The organism is Streptomyces sp. AMJ-169 (assembly GCF_055597585.1).
In genome coordinates, this window is record NZ_JBVLTJ010000001.1 from 625,046 (window position 1) to 649,162 (window position 24,117).

The following is a 24,117-nucleotide window of genomic DNA, read 5'->3' on the forward strand; positions in this document are numbered from 1 at the left end:
GATCTTCTGAAGCGGCACGGACTCTTCTGGAAACGGATAAACGGTGAGTAAAGTGCCCGCATGGATGATCGGAGAGCGGCACCGCACGCCAACCCCCGGTCGGAGGCCCGGTTCTCGGACGTCGTACGGCTGGTCAGGGCCCCCGCGGCCCTGAGCGTCCCGGGCGACGTGCTCGCCGGAGCGGCTGCCGCCGGAACCCCCTGGACCCCGCGCGCGCTGGGCGCGACCGCGTCGTCGGTGTGCCTGTACTGGGCCGGGATGGCGCTCAACGACTACGCCGACGCGGCGGTCGACGCCGTCGAGCGCCCCGCCCGTCCGGTCCCCTCGGGCCGCGTGCCGCGCCGTACCGCGCTCGCCGTCGCGACCGGCCTGACCGCCGCCGGGATCGGCCTCAGCGCCCTCACAGCGGGCCGCCGCGGCCTCCTGGGCACGCTCCCGCTGGCGGCCTGCGTCTGGGCCTACGACCTGGGCCTGAAGGCCACCCCGGCAGGACCCGCCGCCATGGCGGGCGCCCGCGCGCTGGACGTCCTCACCGGCGCTCTCGCCACCACCCCGGGCACCCCGGCCGCCACCGCCCTGCGCCGCGCCGCCGCCCCGGCCGCGCTGATCGGCGTCCACACGTACACGCTCACCGCACTGAGCCGCCACGAGATCGCGGGCGCCCCCGCGCGGCTGCCCGCCTCGACCTTCGCCGTCTCCACGGCCACCGCCCTGGCGACGGCCGCGCGGCCGGTGGTACAGGCGGCGCGGGCGGTGCAGGGGAGCGCGGAGGGCGGGGGCGTACGCGGGGCGGCCGGAACCGGCGTACGAGGCGCGGCCCGCCTCTTCGCGAAGACCCCCGCAGAGAGGCGTACGACCGTCCGCGCCGCCGCGCTCGTCGCCGGGGCCGCCGCCCTCACCTACCTCGGCTCGTACGGCAGCGCCCAGCTCAAGGCCGTGCGCGCGCCCTCCGGGGAGAACGTACGGGGCGCCGTAGGGGCCGGCATTCTCGCGCTGATGCCGCTCCAGGCGGCGCTCACCGCGCGCGCGGGGGCGCCCGGCGCGGCGGTCGCCCTAGGTGTCGCGCACCCGCTCGCCAAGCGGCTCGCCCGGCGCATCTCACCCACCTGACCTCAACTCCCCTCTCTTTGGAGCGTATTCGCCTCAACACGCCCCCGCGTCGCGCCCCGTGCGCCGGCGGAAATCGGCGGGCAATACCGAACAAAAATGGAAACGGACGCACGAACAGCGCAAACGGCGGACACGGTTACAGCGACCGGGCGACGAGCCGACGACCTCGATCAGAAGGCCTGACCATGCGCATCTTCGACCCGCACATCCATATGACGTCCCGCACCACCGACGACTACGAGGCCATGTACGACGCCGGCGTACGCGCCCTCGTCGAACCCGCCTTCTGGCTGGGCCAGCCCCGCACCTCGCCGGAGAGCTTCCACGACTACTTCGACTCCCTGCTCGGCTGGGAGCCTTACCGCGCGGCCCAGTTCGGCATCCGCCACCACTGCACGATCGCCCTCAACCCGAAAGAGGCCAACGACCCGCGCTGCGTACCGGTGTTGGACGACCTGGACCGCTATCTGGCCAAGGACGGCGTCGTCGCGGTCGGGGAGATCGGGTACGACTCGATGACCCCGGCGGAGGACGAGGCGCTGGCCCGTCAGCTCCAACTCGCCCTGGAACACGGCCTTCCGGCGCTGGTGCACACCCCGCACCGGGACAAGGCGGCCGGCACTAGGCGCACTCTCGACGTCGTCCGTGAGTCGGGCATCGACCCCGCGCTGGTCGTGCTGGACCACCTGAACGAACTCACGGTCGCGATGGCTCTCGACAGCGGCTGCTGGGCCGGGTTCTCGATCTATCCGAGGACCAAGATGAGCGAGGACCGCATGGTCGCGATCCTCCGCGACTACGGGACCGACCGGGTGCTGGTCAACTCGGCGGCGGACTGGGGGCGTTCGGATCCGCTGAAGACGCGGCGCACGGCGGACGCGATGCTGGCCGCCGGGTTCGGGGCGGACGCCGTGGACAAGGTGATGTGGCGCAACCCGGTCGCGTTCTACGGCCAGAGCGGGCGCCTCGACCTTGAGGACATCAAGCCCGACGACACGGCCCTGTTCGAGGGCAACTCCGTCAAGCGCGGAGGGGAGTGAACGCCCCGTGCGGCTACGGCACTTCGACGGTACGACCGTCCACCTCGGCTATTGCAGCAACGTCCATCAGGCGGAGGACCTTGCCGGGGTCGTCGCCCAACTCGCCCGGTACGCCGAGCCGGTGCGCGAACGGCTCGGTGTGGACCGGCTCGGCATCGGGTTGTGGCTCGCCCGGGACGTCGTAACCGAACTCGTCGGCGACGAGGCGCAGTTGGCCAGGCTGCGGGAGGAACTGCGGCTGCGCGGGCTGGAGACGGTCACCCTCAACGCCTTCCCGTACGCCGGGTTCCACCGCGAGGTCGTCAAGAAGCAGGTGTACCTGCCCGATTGGGCCGACGAGGCACGGCTGGCCCACACCCTCGACTGCGCCCGCGTGCTCGCCGCGCTGCTGCCCGAGGACGCCGTACGGGGCAGCGTCTCCACGCTCCCGCTGGCCTGGCGCACCCCCTGGCCGGCCGAGCGGGCCGGCGCCGCCCGCCGCGCGCTGGATCAACTGGCCGCCGGGCTCGCCGGGATCGAGGCCGGTACGGGACGCCGGGTGCGGGTCGGGTTCGAGCCCGAGCCGGGGTGTGTCATCGAGACCACCGCGCAGGCCGCCGAGCAACTCGGCGGTCTCGACCCCGAGTTCCTCGGCGTCTGTCTCGACGCCTGCCATCTGGCCGTGCAGTTCGAGGAACCGGCCGCCGCCCTCGCCCGCCTCGCCGCCGCCGGTCTGCCCGTCGTCAAACTCCAGGCGTCCAGCGCGATCGAGGCCGTCCGCCCGGCCGATCCGGACGCCCGCGCGGCCCTGGAACGGCTCGCCGAACCGCGTTTCCTGCACCAGACCCGTACCGTCCGCGCGGGCGAGGTCATCGGCGCCGACGACCTGCCCGACGCCCTCTCCGGCGCCCTGCCCGCCGACGGGCCCTGGCGGGTGCACTTCCACGCGCCCCTGCACGCCGCACCCGAACCGCCGTTGCGCACCACCTCCGGCCAACTCGCCGACGTGCTGGCTGAGTTGTTCGCGGGCCCGGACGCGCTGTGCGACCACGTCGAGGTCGAGACGTACACCTGGTCCGTCCTGCCCGCTCCGCCCGCCGACCTCCCCGGCGGGATCGCCGCCGAACTCGACTGGGCGCACGGGCAGTTGACCGGACTCGGACTGAAAGACACCGACCTTGTGGAGGAACGTCCGTGAAGAAGCGCCTCGTCGTCCTCGACATCGTCGGCCTCACCCCCGCGCTGCTGCGCCACATGCCGTCCGTCGCCGCCCTCGGCGAACGCGGCTCCCGCGCGCGCCTCGACACCGTGCTGCCCGCGGTGACCTGCACGGTGCAGTCGACCCTGCTGACCGGCGAACTCCCTTCCGTGCACGGCGCGGTGGCCAACGGCTGGTACTTCCGTGACGTCGGCGACGTCCTGCTGTGGCGCCAGCACAACGCGCTGGTCGGCGGCGAGAAGATCTGGGAGACCGCCCGCAGGACGGACCCCGACTACACCGTGGCCAACGTCTGCTGGTGGTACGCCATGGGCGCCGACGTCGACTGGACGGTCACCCCGCGCCCGGTCTACTACTCCGACGGCCGCAAAGAACCGGACTGCTACACCTGGCCGCCCTCCCTGCACGACGAACTCACCACCAGGCTGGGCCCGTTCCCCCTCTTCACATACTGGGGCCCCAACGCCGGCCTCCCCTCCACCCGGTGGATCCTCGGCGCGGCCCGCCAGATCTTCGACGAGAAACAGCCCGACCTCACCCTCGTCTACGTCCCCCACCTCGACTACGAACCCCAGCGCACCGGCCCCGACTCGCCCCAGACGGCCGCCGAGGCGCGCCAACTCGACGCCGCATTGGGCCCGTTGATCGACCACTTCCTCAAAGCGGGCGCCACGGTCGTCGCGCTCAGCGAGTACGGGGTCGCCCCCGTCTCCCGCCCGGTCGACATCAACCGCGCCCTGCGCCGCGCCGGACTCCTGGAGGTCCACACCCAGGACGGCATGGAATACCTCGACCCCTGGACCTCCCGCGCCTTCGCCGTCGCCGACCACCAGATCGCCCACATCTACGTCCGCGACCCGGCGGACGTCCCGAAGGTGGCCGAGCTGATCGGCCAACTGGAAGGTGTGGACGCCGTGTTGGACGAGGAGGGAAAGAAGGAACACGGCCTCGATCACGAACGTTCAGGGGAACTGATCGCCGTAGCGGGGCCCGACGCCTGGTTCACGTACTACTACTGGCTCGACGACGACCACGCCCCCGACTTCGCCCGCCAGGTCGAGATCCACCGCAAACCCGGCTACGACCCCGCCGAGTTGCTGTACGACGACACCGTCCCGGCCGTGAAGCTGCGCGCCATCGGCTCGGTCCTGCGCAAGAAACTCGGCTTCCGCTACCGCATCCGGACCGTCCCGCTGGACCCCGGCGGAGTGCGGGGCAGCCATGGCCGGCTCCCCGACCGGCCCGAGTACGCGCCCGTACTCCTGTGCTCCGAAAGGGAGTTGGACCGGGAGTCGTACGCGGTGACCGAGGTCAAGTCGCTGCTGCTGAGCCTGGCGGGACGGACCGCCCCCGACTCACCCGAGCCGGAAGCGGCGCCCGTATAGGAAATCCGGGCAACTCCGGTACCGGAGTTGGTAGAAACAGGGTCATGACGACACTGACCTTCGTGCGCGGCGACATCACCGAACAGTCGGCCGACGCCATCGTCAACGCGGCCAACTCCTCGCTGCTCGGCGGCGGTGGCGTCGACGGCGCCATCCACCGCCGGGGCGGCCCGGCCATCCTGGAGGACTGCCGCAGACTCCGCGCCTCCCACTATGGGAAGGGCCTGGCGACCGGCCAGGCCGTCGCCACCACCGCCGGTCTCCTGAAGGCCCGTTGGGTGATCCACACCGTAGGCCCGGTGTACAGCACGACCGAGGACCGCTCCGCCCAACTCGCCTCCTGCTACCGCGAGTCCCTGCGCATCGCGGCCTAACTCGGCGCCCGCACGGTCGCGTTCACCGCGCGGGCGTGAGGAGGTTCAACCGCTCACGCCCGCACCTCAGTTGGGCGCAGCCGTCATCGCTCGCACCCGTGGAGCTTCGCCCCTTGTGAGCCGTCCTCACCCCTCAATACGGTGAGCCGTCCAGAACGACGTCAGATCCACGCTCGTCGCCGCCTGTGCCGCCGCCTTGAACTCGGCGGTCGTGGACACCCCGTACCAGTGCGAACTCGCGTAACTCTTCAGCAAGTCGGCCATCGCCGTGTCGCCGATGGTCCGGCGCAGTTCGTGCAGCGCGCACTTGCCGTAGCCGTAGACGACCGTGCTGTAGCGCGAGGAGTGGGCGTCCCAGTACGCCATCGAGTTGGTGATCTTCTCGGCCGACGAGGCCCAGGAGACGCTGCTCCAGCAGCCCGCGCCGGTCTTGCCGAGGGCGAGGTCGGTGGAGTAGTCGGTGAACGACTCGTCCAGCCAAGGGGAGTTGTACTCGTCGTCGCCGACGATGCCGTACCACCACTGGTGCCCGATCTCGTGCGTGAGCGCGGTCGTGCTGATGACGTCGAGGACGAAACCGGGGTACTCCATGCCGCCGAACCAGAAGTTGTCGTCGATGACGGCGTCCAACTCGCCGTAGGGGTAGGCCCCGTAGCGTGCCGCGTGGGCGTCGACGGCGGTCTTGGCGGTGCTCAGCATCGACTGGGCGTTCGCCGAGCTGACGCCGGAGACGGAGTAGACGTTGACCGGTACGCCGCCCGGCGAGGTCCCGGAGATCTTCGTGAACGGACCCGAAGCCCAGGCGAAATCACGGACGTTGGAGGCGGTCGCCGTGGTGACCGTACGGCCGCTCGTGCCCGGGGCGTCGGCCGAGGTGCCGGTGGCCGGGACCAGCAGGGTGCTGGGGTGGTCGAGGGTCACCCGGAAGTCGGAGGCGACGGAGTAGAACGACTCCCCGTTGTTCGTGTACGGGTCCAGATGCCAGCCGGAGCCGTCGTGCACCGCCAGTACGGGCAGCGCGTTGCCGACGAAGCTGTACGCGCCGTCGTACCCGAAACGGTCCACGCCGCTGGGTACGCTGATCCCCAAGTCGAAGCCCACCGTGGCTTTCTGACCCTGCGTCAGAGGAGTGGTGAGCGTGATCGGCAGGGCCGTGCAGGAGACCGCGAGGGTGCCCGCCGTGCCGCCGGTGACGTTCGTGACCGTGATCGGCGGGGCGGAGCAGGTGCCGTGCGCGTTGTCCCACAGCCGCAGGTACACCTGGGTCAGCGGGTCGGCGGAGGTGTTGGTGAAGGTCACGCTCTCGTGGCCGGTCCAGACCCGGCCGTTCGCGTCGCTGCTGAGGCTCACCGTGTAGGACGGGGCGGCCGGCGTGCGGGTGGAGTCGGCGGCGTGCGCCTCGGCGGTGGAGAGCGAGAAGAGCGCGGCCAGCGCGGCGAGGGCGGCGGCGATGCGGGGGGTGGGTTTCACTCGTACTCCTTCGGGGCGGCCGGGGGGTCGGCCCGCGCGGTGGCCGCCGCCGGTCAAGGTGTGGGGGTCGCGGGCCGGGTCGCAGCCTGACATGTCTGACGCGTACATGCCATCCAGGGCAGGTAAAGTCATATCGTCACGCTCACATCCGTCCACACTGCCCTGTGCGGCGGGCTTAACCCCCGGCGACCCGCGCGGGAGACACCCGCGTAATCAGCCCTCCGTAGTGTCTCTGAGGCTCTCACCAGGCCGAACGTCAGACAGAAGGGGGTGCCCGTGCCGGATTCGCCGACCGTCGGCGCGACCGAGGTGCGCACGGTCTGCTCGTACTGCGGGGTCGGCTGCGGCATGGTCCTCGACATCGGCCTCGGGCCCGACGGCCGCCGCAGTGTCCTCAAGGCGTCCGGCGACAAGGAGCACCCCGCGAACCACGGCCGGCTGTGCACCAAGGGCGCGACGACGGCCGACATGCTGGCCGCGCCCGGCCGGCTCGCCGCCGCCCTCGTCCGCGCCGAGCGGGGCGCCGAACCGCGCCCCGCGCCGGTCGCGGAGGCGGTCGCGCAGACGGCGCGGCGGCTGCGCGCGATCGTCGACGAACACGGCCCCGACTCCGTCGCCCTCTACGTCTCCGGGCAACTCGGCCTGGAGGCACAGTACTTGGCGAACAAGCTCGTCAAGGGCTATCTGCGGTCCAACCAGATCGAGTCCAACTCGCGGCTGTGCATGGCGAGCGCGGGCACCGGCTACAAGCTGTCGCTGGGCGCCGACGGCCCGCCGGGGTCGTACGACGACCTCGACAAGGCGGACGTCTTCCTCGTCATCGGCTCCAACATGGCCGACTGCCACCCCATCCTCTTCCTGCGCATGATGGACCGGATCAAGTCGTCCGGCGCGAAACTGATCGTCGTCGACCCGCGCCGCACCGCCACCGCCGCGAAAGCCGACCTGTTCCTCCAGGTCAGACCGGGCACCGACCTCGCCCTCCTCAACGGACTGCTGCGGCTGCTGGTCGAAGACGGCTCCACGGACCCGGAGTTCATCGCCGCGTACACCGAAGGCTGGGAGGCGATGCCGGAGTTGCTCGCCGACTACCCGCCGGACACGGTCGCGGAGCTGACCGGCGTCCCGGAGGCCGACCTGCGCGAGGCGGCCCGGCTCATCGGCGCGGCCGGCGAGTGGACCAGCTGCTGGACGATGGGCCTCAACCAGTCCACGCACGGCACCTGGAACACCAACGCCCTGATCAACCTGCACCTCGCGACCGGCGCGATCTGCCGCCCCGGCAGCGGCCCGTTCTCCCTCACCGGCCAGCCCAACGCCATGGGCGGACGCGAAATGGGTTACATGGGACCGGGGTTGCCCGGCCAGCGCTCCGTACTCGCCGCCGCCGACCGGGAGTTCACCGAGAAACTGTGGGGACTCGAACCCGGCGCGATCCGGGCCGACGGCGTCGGCAAGGGAACCGTCGAGATGTTCCGCCGGATGGCCGACGGCGAGATCAAGGCCTGCTGGATCATCTGCACCAACCCGGTCGCCTCCGTCGCCAACCGCAGAACCGTGATCGAAGGTCTGGAGCGGGCCGAACTCGTCGTCGTCCAGGACGTGTTCACCGAGACCGAGACCGTCGCGTACGCCGACATCGTCCTCCCCGGCACCCTGTGGACCGAGACCGAGGGCGTCCTCATCAACAGCGAACGCAACCTCACCCTCGCCGCCCCCGCCGCCGACCCGCCCGGCGAGGCGACCGCCGACTGGCGGCTCATCGCCGACGTCGCGTGCGCGATGGGGTACGCGAGCGGCTTCACGTACGGCAGCGCCGAGGAGATCTTCGAGGAGCTCAAAGGCGCCCACAACCCGGCAACCGGCTACGACCTGCGGGGAGTTACGTACGACCGGCTGCGCGAGACGCCCGTGCAGTGGCCGGCCGCGCCCGGCGGCCCCGACCGCAACCCCATCCGGTACGTCCGCCCCGACGGCACCCTGTCTTTCCCGACTCCCTCCGGCCGAGCCGTCTTTCACGCCCGCCCGCACATCCCACCGGCCGAAATGCCCGACGACGACTACCCGTTCGTCCTCAACACCGGACGGCTCCAGCATCAGTGGCACACGCTCACCAAGACGGGCAAGGTCGCCAAGCTCAACAAGCTGAATCCCGGGCCGTTCGTCGAGATCCATCCCGAGGACGCGGATCAACTCGGGCTGGTGGAGGGCGATTCGGTGGAGGTCGCCTCGCGGCGGGGGCGGGCCGTGCTGCCCGCCGTCGTCACCGACCGGGTGCGGAAGGGGAGTTGCTTCGCGCCGTTCCATTGGAACGATCTCTTCGGGGAGTATCTGAGCGTCAACGCGGTCAGTAGCGATGCGGTGGATCCGTTGTCGTTCCAGCCTGAACTCAAGGTGTGCGCGGTGTCGTTGACGAAGGTGTCGGGGGCGGTGCGGGTGCGGGTGCCGGGGGAGGTGTCGGCTGTGGGAGCCGGGGCGGCCTTGCCGGCGGAGCAGCCCTCGCCCCTGGCCCCTGGCCAACTCCAGTCCTCCGCAGCCCTGTTCGGCATAGACCCCACCCCACCCCCCGTCCTCACCGACACCGAACGCCACTACCTGCTCGGCTTCCTGGCGGCCATCCCCTCCGGCGCCCCCGGAGTCCCCGTACTCCCGCCCGACGCCCCCTTCAGCCCCGAGCACGCCCTATGGGTGAACGGCACGCTGGCGGGCCTGTATTCACGCACGACCTCCCAGACCGTCCAGCCCGCGCCACCCCCCACCGTCACCCGGCAGATCGTGATCCTCTGGGCCTCCCAGACCGGCAACGCAGAAGAGTTCGCCGCCTCAACTGCCGCTCACCTCACGGCCGGAGGCCACCCCGCGTCCCTCGTCCCCATGGACCAGGCCGACCCCGCGACCCTCCCCGCCGACGCCGACCTGCTCCTCATCACCAGCACTTTCGGCGACGGCGACGCCCCCGACAACGGCGCCGGCTTCTGGGCCGGCCTCACCGCCCCCGAGGCCGCCCGCCTGGAGGGCCGCCGGTACGCGGTGCTGGCCTTCGGCGACTCGTCGTACGACGACTTCTGCGGGCACGGGCGCCGACTCGACGACCGGATGGGCGAGTTGGGGGCGGTACGGCTCGCGCCGCGGACGGACTGCGAGCCGGATTATGAGACTCGGGCGCAGGAGTGGCTGGAGCGGGTGGAGGGGGCGCTCAAGGAGGAGACGGGGTCAACAGGAGGGCTGCCGAGCGGAGTTGAGCAGCCGAAGACGACCGGACCACTCACGAGAGCCGAACCGCGCACGACGCCCGAACCACTCACCGGAGCCGCACAGCCCACCCGCTCCACCCCCACCCCCATCACCGCCCGCCTCATAGGCAACGACCTGCTCAGCGGCCCAGGTTCGGCCAAGGAGGTGCGCCGGTTCACCTTCGACACGCGGGGCGCCGAGACCCTGTTCACCTACGAGGCCGGTGACGCGCTCGGCGTGCGCCCGCTCAACTCACCGGCCCTGGTGGAGGAATGGCTCGCGGTGACCGGAATCGGCGCGCAGACGGTCGTACGCGTGGACGGTGTCGGTGAAGTCCCCTTCGAGGACGCCCTGTTGAGGCATCTGGACATCACCCGGGTCACCGCGTCCCTGCTGCGCTTCGCCGCCGACCGGACCCGTGACCCGCGTGAGCTGCGCAAGCTGCTGCGGCCGGACAACAAGGACGAGCTGGCGAAGTGGTCGTGGGGGCGCCAAGCGGTGGACGTGGTGGGGGAGTTGGGGGTGCGGGCGCAGGCCCAGGAGTGGGTGCGGACGCTCGGCCGGCTGCGTCCCCGCCTGTACTCGATATCGTCGAGCCCCCTCAGCGACCCGGACCTCGTCTCCGTCACCGTCTCGGTCGTCCGCTACGAGAACCGTGCAGGACGCCCCCGCCAGGGCGTCTGCTCCCCGTTCCTCGCGGACGCCGCGCCCGGCACCGAGGTCGCCGTCCACGTCCAGCGCTCCCCGCACTTCCGCCCGCCCGCCGACCCGGCCACCCCCATGGTGATGGTCGGCCCCGGCACCGGCGTCGCCCCCTTCGTCGGCTTCCTCCACGAACGCCGCGCCCGCGGCCACCGCGCCCCCAACTGGCTCCTGTTCGGCGAACAGCACCGCGCGACCGACTTCTACTACGAGACCGAACTGGCCTCCCTCCGCACCGACGGCACCCTCACCCGCCTCGACACCGCCTTCTCCCGCGACCAGCGCGCGAAGGTCTACGTCCAGGACCGGATGCGCGAACACGGCCCCCAACTCTGGTCCTGGCTCCAGGAAGGCGCCCACTTCTACGTCTGCGGCGACGCCTCCCGCATGGCCAAGGACGTCGACCGGGCCCTACGCGACATCGCGACCCTCCACGGCGGCCTCGGCGAGGAGGAGGCGACGGCGTACCTCAAGCAACTCGCGGCGGAGAGGCGGTATGTGCGGGACGTGTACTGACCGGGCCCCGGCGTACAGAAACCGCTCACACCCGATCAAGCCCCCGTCAATACCGCAGGTACGCCCCCCACCCGCCCCTAACGTCAACCTCGCAATCCCCCAGGACACAAGAGGAAGACACCCCCATGAGCACCACCACCGAGGCCGAGAACGGCCGTCTGGCCGACGCCAGGGCGAAGGACATCATCCGGTTCCGGACGGCGAAGGGCGCCGATCTGACGACCCGGAACAACCCCTACCTCGCCTGGCAGCGCGACCGCGAACAGGCCGAACTGTGGCCGTACTTCCGCCGCTACGACACCGCGCTCACCCCGCGCGCCACGGCGGTCTCGGACCGGGGGATCGTCACCAGTGGTCCCAACTTCGGCGGCCAGGACTACCTTTCGCTCACCGCCCACCCCGCGATCCTCGACGCCGCCCACCAAGCCCTGCGCGACTACGGGCCGTTGACGGCCGGATCGCCCGCGCTCGGCGGGGGCAATCCGCTCAGCAGAGCCCTGGAGGCCGGCATAGGCCAGGCGCTGCGCACCGAGCACGTGATGCTGTTCCCGACGGGATGGGCGTCGGGGTTCGGGACGATCCGGGCGCTGCTGCACCGGGGCGACCACATCCTGCTGGACAAGCTGTCGCACGACTCGCTGCGCCAGGGAGCCCAAGCCAGCGGCGCCACGGTCGAGTTCTTCCGGCATCTCGACAACGACGCGGTCCGCCGGCACCTCAAGGGCATCCGCGCCGCCGACACCGAACACGCGGTGCTGGTCGTCACCGAGGGCGTCTTCTCGATGGACTCCGACACCCCTCAGCTCGCCGAACTCCTGAAGATCTGCCGGGAGTTCGGGGCCCAGCTGATGGTCGACGTCGCGCACGACTTCGGCGCCATGGGGGAACACGGCGGCGGCCAGCCGGAGTTGCACGGCGTCCTCGGGCAAGTCGACTTCGTGGTCGGCGCGTTCTCGAAGACGTTCGCGACGACCGGCGGCTTCCTCGCCACCCGCTCCGCCTCGGCGCTCGCGTACGTGCGGATGTTCGGCGGCCCGCAGACGTTCTCCAGCGCCATCACCCCGGTCCAGACGGCGGTCGCGCTGGCCGCCCTGGACGTCGTCACCTCGCCCGAAGGGGCCCGGCGCCGGGCGGCGGTGCTGGCGAACGCGGCCCGGCTGCGCGACGGGCTCACCGCGCGGGGGCTCGACGTCATGGGCGACGTGGTCTGCCCGGTCGTCCCCGTCCTCATCGGCGACACCCCGGCCGGCCGCACCGCCTCCGGGCTGATCGCCCGCGCGGGGCTCATCGCGCACCTCGTCGAGCAGCCCGCCGTCGCCTCCGACGCGGCCCGCTTCCGGCTCCAGGTCATGGCGGGGCACAGCGCGGACGACATCGACGCGGCGGTCGGCATCCTCGACACGTGCATCCGCGAGGCCCGCGAGACGGCGGCCGCGCCGCGCGCGTGAACCCGGGCCCCGCGAAAGGCCACGCGACTTTGCGAGGTGATTGCCTCGGCCGTACTCGGGATTTAGGGTGACCCTGGCTCAGGAGCCACCGGTCCACCAGCAGTATGCCCACGTCCCGGCGGCCAACGACCCTCGGGACAAGCGGAATTGACGGACCATCAGATCGGCCCGCACCGCCGTACTGTCCGCCCCGAGGAAGGCCACGCCCATGCCGCACCCGCACCTGCCCATGGACGCCCCGGACCCGGCGCGGCGGCCCGCCGTCAGCCGCCGCCGGCTGCTGGAGGGCTCGGCCGCCGCCCTCGGCGCCCTCGCCCTCCCGGCGTCGGCGCCCGCGGCGGCCGGCACGAGAGCCGCGCCCGGCGCCACACCCCCCGAGTGGAACGGCCGCATCGACCTCTTCCGCGTCGGCACCGAACCCCCGCACACCACCCTCATGCCTTACGCCGGCCTCCGGCAGGCCCTCGCCGCCGACCGCACCGACTCCCCGTACCGCCTCAGCCTCGACGGCACCTGGAAGTTCGCGTACGCCGACCGCCCCGACGACCGCGACCCCGACTTCCACCGCACCGACCTCGACGACAAGGACTGGGAGACGATCCCCGTCCCCTCGGTCTGGCAGCGGCACGGCCACGACTTCCCCATCTACGTCAACATCACGTACCCCTACTGGGGCCCGAACGGCCTAGAGGAGAACCCCCAACCGCCCGCCGCACCGACCCGCTACAACCCCGTCGGCCAGTACCGCCGCACCTTCACCCTCCCGCCCGGCTGGACCGGCCGCCGCACCTTCCTGCACTTCGAGGGCGTCAAGTCCGCGCACTACGTGTGGATCAACGGCCGACTCGTGGGCTACAGCGAGGACTCGTACACCCCCGCCGAGTACGACATCACCCCGCACCTGAGAGCGGGCGGCAACCAGATCGCCGTCGAGGTCTACCGCTACTCCGACGGCGACTGGCTGGAGGACCAGGACATGATCCGCCTCAGCGGCATCTTCCGCTCGGTCCACCTCTACTCGACACCACCCGTCCGGCTGCGTGACTTCAAGCTGGAAACCCCGTTGGCGGAGGGCTACACAAAGGCGTCCCTGTCGGTCACGGCGAGCGTCCGCGCCTACGACACCACCCGGGGCACCCACACCGTCGACGCGATGCTGTACGACGCCCAGGGCCACCCCGTCTGGCCGCGCCCCCTCAGCCTGCGCGCCGACGTGACGGCGCCGGGCGCCGACGTCACCGTCACCGCCGCGAGAGCCGTCCCCGCCCCGCGCCTGTGGTCCGCCGAGGACCCCTACCTCTACACGGCCGTCCTCCAACTCCGCGACCCGGCCGGGGAGATCGTCGAAACCCTCTCCCACCGCGTCGGCCTGCGCGAATTCGCCCTGAAAGACGGGCTGATGCGCATCAACGGCAGACCGGTCTCCCTGCGCGGCACCAACCGCCACGAGACACACCCCGACCGCGGCACCGCCCTCACCCGCGCGGACCTCGTCAAGGACCTGCGGATCATCAAACAGCTCAACATGAACTCGGTCCGCACCTCCCACTACCCCAACAACCCGCAGTGGTACGAACTCGCCGACGAATACGGCCTCTACCTCGTCGACGAGACCAACCTCGAAACCCACGGCATTCGCGGCCAGTACCCAGGCGACCACCCCGACTGGAGCGCCGCCTGCGTCGCCCGCGCCCAGAACATGGTCCACCGCGACAAGAACCACGCCTCGGTGGTCATCTGGTCCCTCGGCAACGAGGCGGGCGGCGGAAAGACGTTCGTGAACATGCACGACTGGATCAAGTCGTACGACACCACCCGCGTCGTCCAGTACGAGGGCGACGACCGCCCCGGCATCAGCGACATCCGCTCCCGGATGTACGAGACGCCCGCCCGCGTCGAGGCCCGCGCCAAGGACACCGCCGACACCCGGCCGTACGTGATGATCGAGTACTGCCATGCCATGGGCAACTCGAACGGCAACTTCACGAAGTACTGGGACCTGGTGCGCCGCCACGACGTCCTCCAGGGCGGCTGGATCTGGGACTTCGTCGACCAGACCCTCACCGAACCCACCCCGGTCCGCCAACTCCTCACCGAAGAGGGGCCGTTGCGGCTGCGCGGCGAACTCATGTCGTCCGCAGGGGAGTTCACCCGAGCCAAGGGCGTCTCCGGCGCCACCGTCTTCCCCCGCCACCCCGGCCTCGATCTCACCGGCTCCCTCACCCTCGAAGCCTGGATCACCCCGAGGACGACCGGCTACCACCAGCCGATCATCGCCAAGGGCGACACCCAGTACGCGCTCGAACAGACCGACCAGAACCTGGAGTTCTTCATCCACGGCGACGGTCAATGGGCCCGCGCCAGCTGGCAGTTGCCCGCCGACTGGACCGGCCGCGAACACCACGTGGCAGGCGTCTTCGACGCCGACGCGGGCACCCTCACCCTGTACGTCGACGGCACGGTCCGCGCCACCCGCACCACCACCCGCCACCCCACGAGCAACACCGCGCCCCTCGCCCTCGCCAACGACACCGACAACCACACCCGCGAGTTCAGCGGCACGGTCCGCCGCGCCCGCGTCTACGCCCGCGCCCTGGGCGCCGCCGAACTCGCCTCCACCGCAAGAGGCCCGGCGGACAAGGGAGTTCGCCTCTGGTTCGACGCGGCCACGGTGAGCCGCACCGAGAAGAGGCCCGCGCAGAAGACGTACTTCGCGTACGGCGGCGACTGGGGCGACCTCCCCAACGACGGCAGCTTCGTCGCCGACGGCGTCATCACCGCCGACCGGGGCCACACCGGCAAAGCCGCCGAGGTCAAACGCGTCTACCAGCAGATCGGCGTCACGGCGGGCAGCACGCCGGACGCGGTCACCCTCGTCAACGAACACCTCTTCACCAACCTCCGTGACTTCGACGGGAGTTGGACCCTCGTCGCCGACGGCGAACCCGTCCAGAAGGGCAAGCTCGGCCGCGCCCAGCTCGACGTGGCGCCGCTGACCAGCAAGGCGATCACGATCCCGCTGAAACTCCCCGCCAGGCCGGCCCCCGGAGCCGAGTACTTCCTCCAACTCGCCTTCACCCTCAAGGAGTCCACGCTCTGGGCCGACGCCGGCCACGAGGTCGCCCGCGCCCAACTCCCCCTGGCCGCAGGCAGCCCGGCGGTAACACCGGTTCCCCTGAAGGAAGTTCCGGCCCTCACCCACACCGAGTCCGCGAGGTCCGTCACGGTCGAGGGCGGCAACTTCACGGTCGTCGTCGACAAGCAGACCGGCGTCATCACCTCGTACGTCGTCGACGGCGCGCCCCTCCTCGTCTCCGGGCCCGCCCCCAACTTCTGGCGGGCGCCCACCGACAACGACAAGGGCAACGGGCAGCACGTCCGCAACCAGACCTGGCGGGACGCGGGCACCCGGCGCAAGGTCACCGGCGTCACCGTGCGCGCGCTGGGCGGGCGGGCCGTCGAGATCAAGGTCGCCGGGACCCTGCCGACGGCCACGCAGTCGTCGTACACGACCGTCTATACGGTGTTCGGGAACGCCGAGGTCAAGGTCGATCATACGCTGCGGCCGGGGGCGGGGCTGCCGTACCTCCCGGAGGTGGGGAGTCTGCTGGTGCTGCCCGCGCGGCTGGAGCAGCTGCACTACTACGGGCGGGGGCCCGAGGAGAATCACTGGGACCGCAACAGCGGTACGGACGTGGGGCGTTGGGGCGGGAGTGTGAGCGGGCAGTGGACGCCGTACATCCGGCCGCAGGAGAACGGGAACAAGACCGACGTGCGGTGGGCGGCGCTCACCGACGGGCGCGGGCGCGGGCTGCTGGTGACGGGGGAGCCGCTGGTGGAGATCAACGCCTCGCACCACACGCCGGAGGACCTGTCGGCGGGCGTGCGGCACGATTATCAGCTCACGCCGCGCGCCGAGGTCGTGCTGCGGGTCGCGTACCGGCAGATGGGCGTCGGCGGCGACAACAGCTGGGGCGCGCACACCCACGACGAGTACAAGCTGTTCGCTGACCGTGACTACGCGTACACCTACCGGCTGCGGCCCCTGACGTCCGTCGCGGAGGCGACGGCCCTGTCCCGGCGGCCGACTGCCACTGCCTAGCCGCAGGCCGCGCGAGGTCCATGTCGGATTTCCGCCAGCCGAAACCCCGGGCGGTGGGCATCCTGGAGTCATGCACAACGGGATGCACACCGACCGGGAGCGCTGCGTACGCGCGGTCCGGTCCAAGGACGAGAGGTTCGACGGCTGGTTCTTCACGGCGGTCACGACCACCGGCATCTACTGCCGGCCCAGCTGCCCCGTCGTCCCGCCGAAGCCCCAGAACATGACCTTCTACCCGAGCGCGGCGGCCTGCCAGCAGGCCGGGTTCCGGGCCTGCAAACGCTGCCGGCCCGACACGAGCCCGGGTTCGCCGGAGTGGAACCAGCGCGCCGACACGGTCGCCCGCGCGATGCGGCTGATCGCGGACGGCGTCGTCGACCGCGAGGGCGTCCCCGGCCTCGCCGCCCGCCTCGGCTACAGCGCCCGCCAGGTCGAACGCCAACTCCGCGCCGAACTCGGCGCCGGACCCCTGGCGTTGGCCCGCGCCCAGCGCGCCGAGACGGCCCGGCTCCTCATCGAGACCAGTCAACTCCCCATGGCGGACGTCGCGTTCGCCGCCGGGTTCGCCTCGGTCCGCGCCTTCAACGAGACCGTCCGTGAGGTCTTCGCCCTCTCCCCGACCGAACTGCGCACCCGCGCCCCGCAGTCGACGACGACCCCGGGCACCCTCCAACTCCGGCTGCCCTTCCGCGCCCCGCTCACCCCGGACAACCTGTTCGGCCACCTCGCCGCCACCGCCGTACCCGGCGTCGAGGAATGGCGCGCCGGCGCGTTCCGCCGCACCCTGCGGCTCCCGTACGGCCATGGCGTCGTCGCGCTCACCCCGCACCCCGACCACATCGCCTGCCGCCTCGCCCTCAGCGACCTGCGCGACCTGACCGTCGCCACCAGCCGCTGCCGCCGCATGCTCGACCTCGACGCCGACCCGGTCGCCGTCGACGAACGGCTGCGCACCGACCCCCAACTCGCCCCGCTGGTAGACAAATCACCCGGGCGGCGGGTGCCGCGTACGGTCGACGAGGCCGAGTTCGCGATCCGCGCCGTCCTCGGCCAGCAGGTCTCCACGGCCGCCGCCCGCACCCACGCCGCCCGCCTCGTCACCGCCCACGGCGACCCGGTGGCCGACCCCGAAGGCGGCCTCACCCACCTCTTCCCGACCCCCGAGGCGCTCGCGGACCTCGACCCCGAGACCCTCGCGATGCCCCGCACCCGCCGCACCACCTTCACCACCCTCGTCTCCCAACTCGCCTCCGGAGCACTCCACTTGGGCCCCGACAGCGACTGGGACCGCACCCGCGCCGCCCTGCTGGAGCTGCCCGGGTTCGGCCCCTGGACCGTCGACGTCATCGCCATGCGCGCCCTCGGCGACCCCGACGCCTTCCTCCCCACCGACCTCGGAATCCGGCGCGCCGCACAGGAGTTGGGGCTGCCCGCCACCCCGGCGGCGCTCACGGCCCGCGCGGCGGCCTGGCGGCCCTGGCGGGCGTACGCCGTCCAGTACCTGTGGGCGACCGACGACCATCCCATCAACTCCCTGCCCGCATGAGCCCGTTATCTGCTAGGACACCTCTCATGAAGCAGCACAAAGTCATGGAAAGCCCCTACGGGCCGCTCACCCTCGTCGCCGACGACGGGGTCCTGTGCGGCCTCTACATGACCGACCAGCGCCACCGCCCGCCCGAGGAGAGCTTCGGCCCGCGCGCCGACGACGCCTTCGGGGCGGCCGAGGAACAGCTGGAGGCCTACTTCGACGGCGAGTTGAAGGAGTTCACCCTCCAACTCCGGCTGCACGGAACGGACTTCCAGCGGTCCGTCTGGGAACAGCTGTGCGCGATCCCCTACGGCGAGACCCGCGGCTACGGCGAACTCGCCGGGCTCCTCGGCAACCCCAACGCCTCCCGCGCGGTGGGCCTCGCCAACGGCAAGAACCCGATCAGCATCATCGTCCCCTGCCATCGGGTCGTCGGGGCGTCCGGGGATCTCACCGGGTACGGCGGCGGGCTGGGGCGGAAGAGGCGGTTGCTGGACTTCGAGCGGGGGGTGGGGGAGGGGTTGTTCTAGGGGGGCGTGTTCCGGAGGGGCGGTCGCCCATAGGGAAGCGCTCACCTATAGGGAGCCGCTCACCTATAGGAGGCCGCTCAGCCATGGGGCGCGCTCACCCCACCCGCACCCCGTCCTCCAGCTCCGCCACTCCCGCCCCCGCCGCCAGCGAGTCCAGCCCCGCCAGTACCCGCAGCCCCAGCGAACCCGGCAGCAGCGCGGTCAGCTCCTCGCGGGGGACCAGGCGCCAGGACAGCAGCTCCTCCTCCTGGAGGCGGATCGACTTCAGGTCCTCCTCGGTGAGGACGCCGCCGTCGTACAGGTAGGCCGCGATCGGCGGGCGGGCCGGGCCGCGGACCCAGTCGACCGCGAGCAGCCGGCCCAGTTCGCGGTCCAGGCCGATCTCCTCCAGGGTCTCCCGGCGCGCGCCCGCGCGGGGCGACTCCCCGGTGTCCGACTCGACCGTGCCGCCCGGAAGCGCCCACCCCTCACGGTAGTTGGGCTCCACGAGCAGCACCCGCCCCTCGGCGTCGCGCAGGAGGGCGGCGGCGCCGGCGAGGACGCGGGGGAGGGAGGCGATGTACTCGGCGTAGTCAGGAGTGCTCATGGCTGAAGCGTAACCAGGCGGGCCGGAAGACGTCGGGTGCGCCGAACTGGCATGCAGCGGCCGTGAGTTGGTTCGCCGGGTCCGGCGCCCGCGCACAGCCGCCGCTCAGCCTTCGGGCGGGGCATGACGGCGGCGGCGTCCGCCGGTTAAGGTCACTGCGGCCCGACCGGTCGGCAGCAAGGGGATGGGAACAGGTGGCGGAGGCTTCGGACAAGGGCACGCGCGTGCTCGTGGCGGCGGACAAGTTCAAGGGCTCACTGACGGCCGTGGAGGTCGCCGAGCGGGTCACGGCGGGGCTGCGCAGGGTCGTACCGGACGTCGAGGTCGAGGCACTGCCGGTGGCCGACGGCGGCGACGGCACGGTCGCGGCGGCCGTCGAGGCCGGCTTCGTACGGCACGAGGTGCGGGTCGCGGGCCCCCTCGGCAACGAGGTGGGCGCGGCGTTCGCGCTGCGCGGTGACACCGCCGTCGTCGAGATGGCCGAGGCCAGCGGCTTGCAGCGGCTGCCTGCCGGGGTGTTCGCGCCGCTCACCGCCTCCACTTACGGCGCCGGTGAACTCCTGCGGGCCGCGCTCGACGCGGGCGCCCGGAGCATCGTCTTCGGCGTCGGCGGCAGCGCCACCACCGACGGCGGCGCCGGGATGCTGACCGCGCTCGGCGCGCGGTTCCTCGACGCCGACGGCGAACCGGTCGCCCCGGGCGGCGGCGGCCTCACCGACCTCGCGCGCGCTGACCTCAGCGGCCTCGACCCCCGGCTGAAGACGGTGACGCTCACCCTCGCGAGCGACGTCGACAACCCGCTCACCGGCCCCAAGGGCGCGCCCGCGGTCTACGGCCCGCAGAAGGGAGCCTCCCCGGACGACGTCGAACTCCTCGACGCGGCGCTCACCCGGTTCGTGGCCGTCCTGGAGGAGGCCGTCGGCCCGAGTGCCGCCGAACTCGCCTCGGCGCCCGGCGCGGGCGCGGCCGGCGGCATCGGGTACGGCGCGCTGCTGCTGGGCGCTCGGTTCCGCTCCGGGATCGAGATCATGCTGGACGTCCTCGGCTTCGCACCGGCGCTGGAGCGGGCGGATCTGGTCATCACCGGGGAGGGGTCCCTGGACGCGCAGACGCTGCACGGCAAGGCTCCGGCGGGGGTCGCCGCCGCCGCGCGCGCCGCCGGGAAGGACGTCGTCGCCGTCTGCGGGCGGCTCGCGCTGTCCCCGGAGGCTCTCGCGGGCGCCGGGATCTCGCGGGCGTACCCGTTGACCGAGGTCGAGCCGGATGTCTCGCTGTGCATCGCGGAGGCGGGGCCGATCCTGGAGAGGGTGGCGGAGCGGATCGCCAGGGACAGGTTGATCTGAACGCCGGGTTCGTTGACGGGCTCGTACATATTGACGGTCTCGTACACGTTGACCGTATTGATCAGCTTGTGCACATTGAGGCCCCCGTACACATTGATGGCCCCGTACATACGAAAGCGCCCCGGATCAATGTCCGGGGCGCTTTCGTCGTACCGAAGGGCTACGGCAGCTGGGCCGTCCGTGCCTCGCGGCGGTTGCCGCGGAAGTTGTTCACCCGGCGGGCCGTGGCGAACAGCGGGATGACCGCGCCCATGACGAGCTGCAACGCGCAGCCGGTCTGGAGCAGCAGCTGGCCGCCGGGGGCGCCGAAGGCCCAGGCCGCCAGAAGGCCCATGGCCAGGACGATCCACGACAGCATCGCGCCCGCGAGCGGACCGCGCGGCTTGGGGTACTCGACGCGGCTCACCATCAGCCAGGCGGTGCCGATGATCGCCAGAACCGTCGCCACGAACGGCAGCTCCAGCAGCACGATCGCCACGACCGTCAGCGCGCCGAACGGCGACGGCATGCCCTGGAACATCCCGTTCGCGGGCGTCACGCACGAGAAGCGCGCGAGTCTGAGCACCACGGCGAGCAGCACCACGACCGCGCCGACCGCGGCCACCCGCTGATGCGCGTCGCTGGCGACCATGCCGTACACCAGGACGAAGTACGCCGGGGCCAGGCCGAAGCTGATCAGGTCGGAGAGGTTGTCCAGCTCCGCGCCCATCGGGGACGAGCGCAGCTTGCGCGCGACGAGGCCGTCGAACAGGTCGAAGACGGCCGCGCACAGCATCAGGATGACGGCGGTGGCCGCGCTGCTGCGGGCCATCCCGCTCTCCTGGCTGCCCGTGAGGTGCGGGATCAGGATGCCGGTGGTGGTGAAGTACACCGCCATGAAGCCGCAGGTCGCGTTGCCGAGCGTGAGGGCGTCCGCTATCGACAGCCGGAGCGAGAGGGGCATCTCCTCCTCTTCGTCCGCCTCATCGGCCTCCGGCACCCAGCCGGTCTGTGTCTCAGGGTCAATCACGGTCAAGACGAGTCACCCCCGCCACGGTCTTCTGCCCGACCTCGACGGCGACCTCCAGCCCCTCGGGCAGGTAGACGTCGACGCGCGAGCCGAACCGGATGAGGCCGATGCGCTCGCCCTGCTCGACCTTCGTGCCCTCGGGGACGTAGGGGACGATGCGGCGGGCGACGGTACCGGCGATCTGGATCATCTCGATGTCGCCGAGCTCGGTGTCGAAGTGCCAGACGACGCGCTCGTTGTTCTCGCTCTCCTTGTTGAACGCCGGGACGAAGCCGCCGGGGACGTGCTCCACCGACGTCACCTGGCCGGCGAGGGGCGCGCGGTTGACGTGGACGTTGAGCGGGCTCATGAAGATCGCGACCCGGGTGCGTCCGTCCTTCCACGGCATGATGCTCTGCACCACACCGTCGGCGGGGGAGATGACCCGGCCCGAGGCGATCTCGCGCTCGGGGTCGCGGAAGAACCACAGCATGCCCGCCGCGAGCGCGGTGGCGGGCACGGCGACGGCCTTCGCGGCGCCCGAGCGGCGGGCGCGCAGAAGGCTGACGGCTGCGGTGGCGACGGTCGGGAGTAGCCACGGCGATGCTCCGCGCGCAAGGCGTACGCCGGCGAGGCTGTCGCGAGGTGCAGAGGTTTGGCTGTGGGGCATGGATGACCTTCGTAGCGGATGATGCCGCGCTCTGATCGGGGGACGGCGGCTTTCCGGCGATCGTAGCGGTTCACGACCACAACTGGGTAAGCCAGGAAGACGAGTCGGGGGCCGAGAGCGATGGACAGGGTGTGACCTTCTTCTCGAAGAAAACACCCCCAATCGGGACATCTAGCCGTGGAACCGATACTCTTCGAGCAACCTGCGCCCGATGATCATTTTCTGGATCTCGGCGGTGCCTTCACCGATCAGGAGCATCGGCGCCTCGCGGTACAGACGCTCGATCTCGTACTCCTTGGAGAAGCCGTAACCGCCGTGGATCCGGAAGGCGTCCTCGACCACTTCCTTGCAGTATTCGGAGGCGAGGTACTTCGCCATTCCGGCCTCAAGGTCGTTTCGCTCGCCCGAGTCCTTTTTGCGTGCCGCATTGACCATCATCGCATGGGCGGCCTCGACCTTGGTAGCCATCTCCGCGAGCTTGAACTGGATCGCCTGGTGCTGCGCGATCGGCTTGCCGAAGGTCTGGCGCTGCTGGGCGTACCCGATGCCGAGCTCGAAGGCGCGCTGGGCGACACCGCAGCCGCGCGCCGCCACGTTGACGCGGCCGACCTCCACGCCGTCCATCATTTGGTAAAAACCTCGGCCGGTGACGCCCCCGAGGACACGGTCCGCGGGCAGCCGCAGCCCGTCCATGAGCATCTCGGTGGTGTCGACGCCCTTGTACCCCATCTTGTCGATCTTCCCGGGGATCGTGAGCCCTTGGCGGACCTGGCCGAACCCGGGTTCCTTCTCGATGAGGAAGGTCGTCATCGACTTGTGCGGCGCGGTCCCCTCAGGGTGTCCCTCGTCGCTGCGCACGAGGACGGCGACCAGGGACGACGTCCCGCCGTTGGTGAGCCACATCTTCTGCCCCGTGAGGACGTACTCGTCGCCCTCCCTGACGGCCTTGGAGGTGATCGCCGAGACGTCCGAGCCGAGCCCCGGCTCCGACATCGAGAAGGCCCCGCGTACGTCCCCTGCGGCCATCCTGGGCAGGAAGTGCTCCTTCTGCTCCGGAGTGCCGTGCTGCTTGAGCATGTACGCGACGATGAAATGCGTGTTGATGATCCCGGAGACCGACATCCAGCCCCGGGCGATCTCCTCCACGCACAGGGCGTACGTCAGCAGCGACTCGCCCAGACCGCCGTACTCCTCGGGGATCATCAGACCGAAGAGGCCCAGTTCCTTGAGGCCGTCGACGATCTGCTGGGGGTATTCGTCGCGGTGCTCCAGCTCGGTCGCGACGGGGATGATCTCTTTGTCGACGAAGTCACGGACGGTGGAGAGGATCTCCTGCTGTACGTCCGTGAGGCCGGCCGTCTGCGCGAGGCGTGCCATGTGCTTCAGCCCTCCTGAAGTTCCGGGCGGCCGGGCTGCTCGCCGCCGCGCTCCTTGATGTAGGTGGCCGTCGGCACCATGACCTTGCGGCGGAACACGCACACCAGGGTGCCGTCCTGCTTGTAGCCCTTGGTCTCGACGTGGACGATGCCCCGGTCGTCCTTGGACTTCGACGGGCGCTTGTCCAGGACGGTCGTCTCGCCGTAGAGGGTGTCCCCGTGGAACGTCGGCGCGACGTGCCGCAGCGACTCGATCTCCAGGTTGGCGATCGCCTTGCCGGAGACGTCCGGGACGGACATGCCGAGCAGCAGGGAGTAGATGTAGTTGCCGACCACCACGTTCTTGCCGAAGTCGGTCGTCCGCTCGGCGTAGTGGGCGTCCATGTGGAGCGGGTGGTGGTTCATGGTGAGGAGGCAGAAGAGGTGGTCGTCGTACTCGGTGACCGTCTTGCCGGGCCAGTGCTTGTACACCGCGCCGATCTCGAACTCCTCGTAGGTGCGCCCGAATCGCATG

General features: G+C 71.1%; 15 protein-coding genes and 2 pseudogenes. 11 read left to right on the forward strand and 6 right to left on the reverse strand.

What is annotated here, in order from left to right:
• Nucleotides 1-60 precede the first annotated feature (60 nt).
• From ACYUD3_RS02675 to ACYUD3_RS02695, 5 genes and pseudogenes are all read left to right on the forward strand, one after another.
• Nucleotides 61-1,110 carry an SCO3242 family prenyltransferase gene (locus ACYUD3_RS02675; protein ID WP_470962811.1) on the forward strand — a complete coding sequence of 350 codons (1,050 nt, stop codon included), beginning with the start codon at nt 61-63 and terminating at the stop codon, nt 1,108-1,110.
• 185 nt (nt 1,111-1,295) lie between these two features.
• Nucleotides 1,296-2,150, forward strand: coding sequence for a TatD family hydrolase (locus tag ACYUD3_RS02680; protein WP_470962813.1), 855 nt, complete (start codon nt 1,296-1,298; stop codon nt 2,148-2,150).
• A 7-nt stretch (nt 2,151-2,157) separates the two neighbouring features.
• A complete protein-coding gene (gene eboE / locus ACYUD3_RS02685; protein WP_470962816.1) occupies nt 2,158-3,327 on the forward strand; it encodes a metabolite traffic protein EboE in 1,170 nt (389 codons plus the stop codon).
• Nucleotides 3,324-4,733, forward strand: a complete 1,410-nt coding sequence (locus ACYUD3_RS02690; RefSeq protein ID WP_470962819.1) for an alkaline phosphatase family protein — start codon at nt 3,324-3,326, stop codon at nt 4,731-4,733. The genes eboE and ACYUD3_RS02690 overlap by 4 nt, the downstream gene beginning before the upstream one ends.
• Before the next feature lie 44 nt (nt 4,734-4,777).
• Nucleotides 4,778-5,104 (forward strand): annotated as a pseudogene (locus ACYUD3_RS02695) (macro domain-containing protein); the annotation flags it as partial.
• A 129-nt stretch (nt 5,105-5,233) separates the two neighbouring features.
• Here ACYUD3_RS02695 and ACYUD3_RS02700 read toward each other — a convergent pair.
• Nucleotides 5,234-6,496, reverse strand: a pseudogene (locus ACYUD3_RS02700) (M1 family metallopeptidase); the annotation flags it as partial.
• Nucleotides 6,497-6,925: 429 nt separating this feature from the next.
• Here ACYUD3_RS02700 and ACYUD3_RS02705 point away from each other — a divergent pair.
• The 5 genes from ACYUD3_RS02705 (at nt 6,926) to ACYUD3_RS02725 (ending at nt 18,640) form a co-directional block, all read left to right on the forward strand.
• On the forward strand, nt 6,926-11,029 hold the full coding sequence (locus ACYUD3_RS02705) for a molybdopterin-dependent oxidoreductase (protein WP_470963917.1): 4,104 nt from the start codon (nt 6,926-6,928) through the stop codon (nt 11,027-11,029).
• Nucleotides 11,030-11,154: 125 nt separating this feature from the next.
• Entirely contained in the window at nt 11,155-12,477 is a 1,323-nt protein-coding gene (locus tag ACYUD3_RS02710; RefSeq protein ID WP_470962822.1) for an aminotransferase class I/II-fold pyridoxal phosphate-dependent enzyme, read from the forward strand.
• Between the two features lie 208 nt (nt 12,478-12,685).
• Nucleotides 12,686-16,579: a glycoside hydrolase family 2 TIM barrel-domain containing protein gene (locus ACYUD3_RS02715; RefSeq protein ID WP_470962825.1), complete on the forward strand. Its 3,894-nt coding sequence runs from the start codon at nt 12,686-12,688 to the stop codon at nt 16,577-16,579.
• An 82-nt stretch (nt 16,580-16,661) separates the two neighbouring features.
• Nucleotides 16,662-18,125, forward strand: a complete 1,464-nt coding sequence (locus ACYUD3_RS02720; RefSeq protein WP_470963920.1) for an AlkA N-terminal domain-containing protein — start codon at nt 16,662-16,664, stop codon at nt 18,123-18,125.
• 26 nt (nt 18,126-18,151) lie between these two features.
• On the forward strand, nt 18,152-18,640 hold the full coding sequence (locus tag ACYUD3_RS02725; RefSeq protein ID WP_470962828.1) for a methylated-DNA--[protein]-cysteine S-methyltransferase: 489 nt from the start codon (nt 18,152-18,154) through the stop codon (nt 18,638-18,640).
• Between the two features lie 94 nt (nt 18,641-18,734).
• Here ACYUD3_RS02725 and ACYUD3_RS02730 read toward each other — a convergent pair whose 3' ends face one another.
• Nucleotides 18,735-19,226 (reverse strand): NUDIX domain-containing protein, encoded by a 492-nt coding sequence (locus ACYUD3_RS02730; RefSeq protein WP_470962831.1) that lies wholly within the window; start codon nt 19,224-19,226, stop codon nt 18,735-18,737.
• Nucleotides 19,227-19,450: 224 nt separating this feature from the next.
• Here ACYUD3_RS02730 and ACYUD3_RS02735 point away from each other — a divergent pair, with 224 nt between their 5' ends.
• Nucleotides 19,451-20,569 carry a glycerate kinase gene (locus tag ACYUD3_RS02735; protein ID WP_470963923.1) on the forward strand — a complete coding sequence of 373 codons (1,119 nt, stop codon included), beginning with the start codon at nt 19,451-19,453 and terminating at the stop codon, nt 20,567-20,569.
• Nucleotides 20,570-20,729: 160 nt separating this feature from the next.
• On the opposite strand, the gene pssA is transcribed toward ACYUD3_RS02735, so the two are convergent.
• The 4 genes from pssA to ACYUD3_RS02755 form a co-directional block, all read right to left on the reverse strand.
• On the reverse strand, nt 20,730-21,584 hold the full coding sequence (gene pssA / locus ACYUD3_RS02740; protein WP_470962834.1) for a CDP-diacylglycerol--serine O-phosphatidyltransferase: 855 nt from the start codon (nt 21,582-21,584) through the stop codon (nt 20,730-20,732).
• A complete protein-coding gene (locus ACYUD3_RS02745) occupies nt 21,571-22,227 on the reverse strand; it encodes a phosphatidylserine decarboxylase (protein ID WP_470962837.1) in 657 nt (218 codons plus the stop codon). Before ACYUD3_RS02745 ends, pssA begins: the two co-directional genes overlap by 14 nt.
• Before the next feature lie 171 nt (nt 22,228-22,398).
• Nucleotides 22,399-23,604: an acyl-CoA dehydrogenase family protein gene (locus tag ACYUD3_RS02750; RefSeq protein ID WP_470962839.1), complete on the reverse strand. Its 1,206-nt coding sequence runs from the start codon at nt 23,602-23,604 to the stop codon at nt 22,399-22,401.
• A gap of 5 nt (nt 23,605-23,609) precedes the next feature.
• Complete coding sequence (locus ACYUD3_RS02755; protein ID WP_470962842.1) at nt 23,610-24,116, reverse strand: MaoC family dehydratase; 507 nt, start codon at nt 24,114-24,116, stop codon at nt 23,610-23,612.
• Nucleotide 24,117: the final 1 nt, after the last annotated feature.

What these genes read in the sequence shown, in the direction of transcription:
- ACYUD3_RS02725 (WP_470962828.1), top strand. Translation starts at nt 18,152, where the DNA reads ATGAAGCAGCACAAAGTCATGGAAAGCCCCTACGGGCCGCTCACCCTC.
- ACYUD3_RS02720 (WP_470963920.1), top strand. Translation starts at nt 16,662, where the DNA reads ATGCACACCGACCGGGAGCGCTGCGTACGCGCGGTCCGGTCCAAGGAC.
- ACYUD3_RS02715 (WP_470962825.1), top strand. Translation starts at nt 12,686, where the DNA reads ATGCCGCACCCGCACCTGCCCATGGACGCCCCGGACCCGGCGCGGCGG.
- ACYUD3_RS02675 (WP_470962811.1), top strand. Translation starts at nt 61, where the DNA reads ATGGATGATCGGAGAGCGGCACCGCACGCCAACCCCCGGTCGGAGGCC.
- ACYUD3_RS02710 (WP_470962822.1), top strand. Translation starts at nt 11,155, where the DNA reads ATGAGCACCACCACCGAGGCCGAGAACGGCCGTCTGGCCGACGCCAGG.
- ACYUD3_RS02730 (WP_470962831.1), bottom strand. Translation starts at nt 19,226, where the DNA reads ATGAGCACTCCTGACTACGCCGAGTACATCGCCTCCCTCCCCCGCGTC.
- ACYUD3_RS02745 (WP_470962837.1), bottom strand. Translation starts at nt 22,227, where the DNA reads ATGCCCCACAGCCAAACCTCTGCACCTCGCGACAGCCTCGCCGGCGTA.
- ACYUD3_RS02750 (WP_470962839.1), bottom strand. Translation starts at nt 23,604, where the DNA reads ATGGCACGCCTCGCGCAGACGGCCGGCCTCACGGACGTACAGCAGGAG.
- ACYUD3_RS02680 (WP_470962813.1), top strand. Translation starts at nt 1,296, where the DNA reads ATGCGCATCTTCGACCCGCACATCCATATGACGTCCCGCACCACCGAC.
- ACYUD3_RS02705 (WP_470963917.1), top strand. Translation starts at nt 6,926, where the DNA reads ATGGTCCTCGACATCGGCCTCGGGCCCGACGGCCGCCGCAGTGTCCTC.
- ACYUD3_RS02755 (WP_470962842.1), bottom strand. Translation starts at nt 24,116, where the DNA reads ATGCGATTCGGGCGCACCTACGAGGAGTTCGAGATCGGCGCGGTGTAC.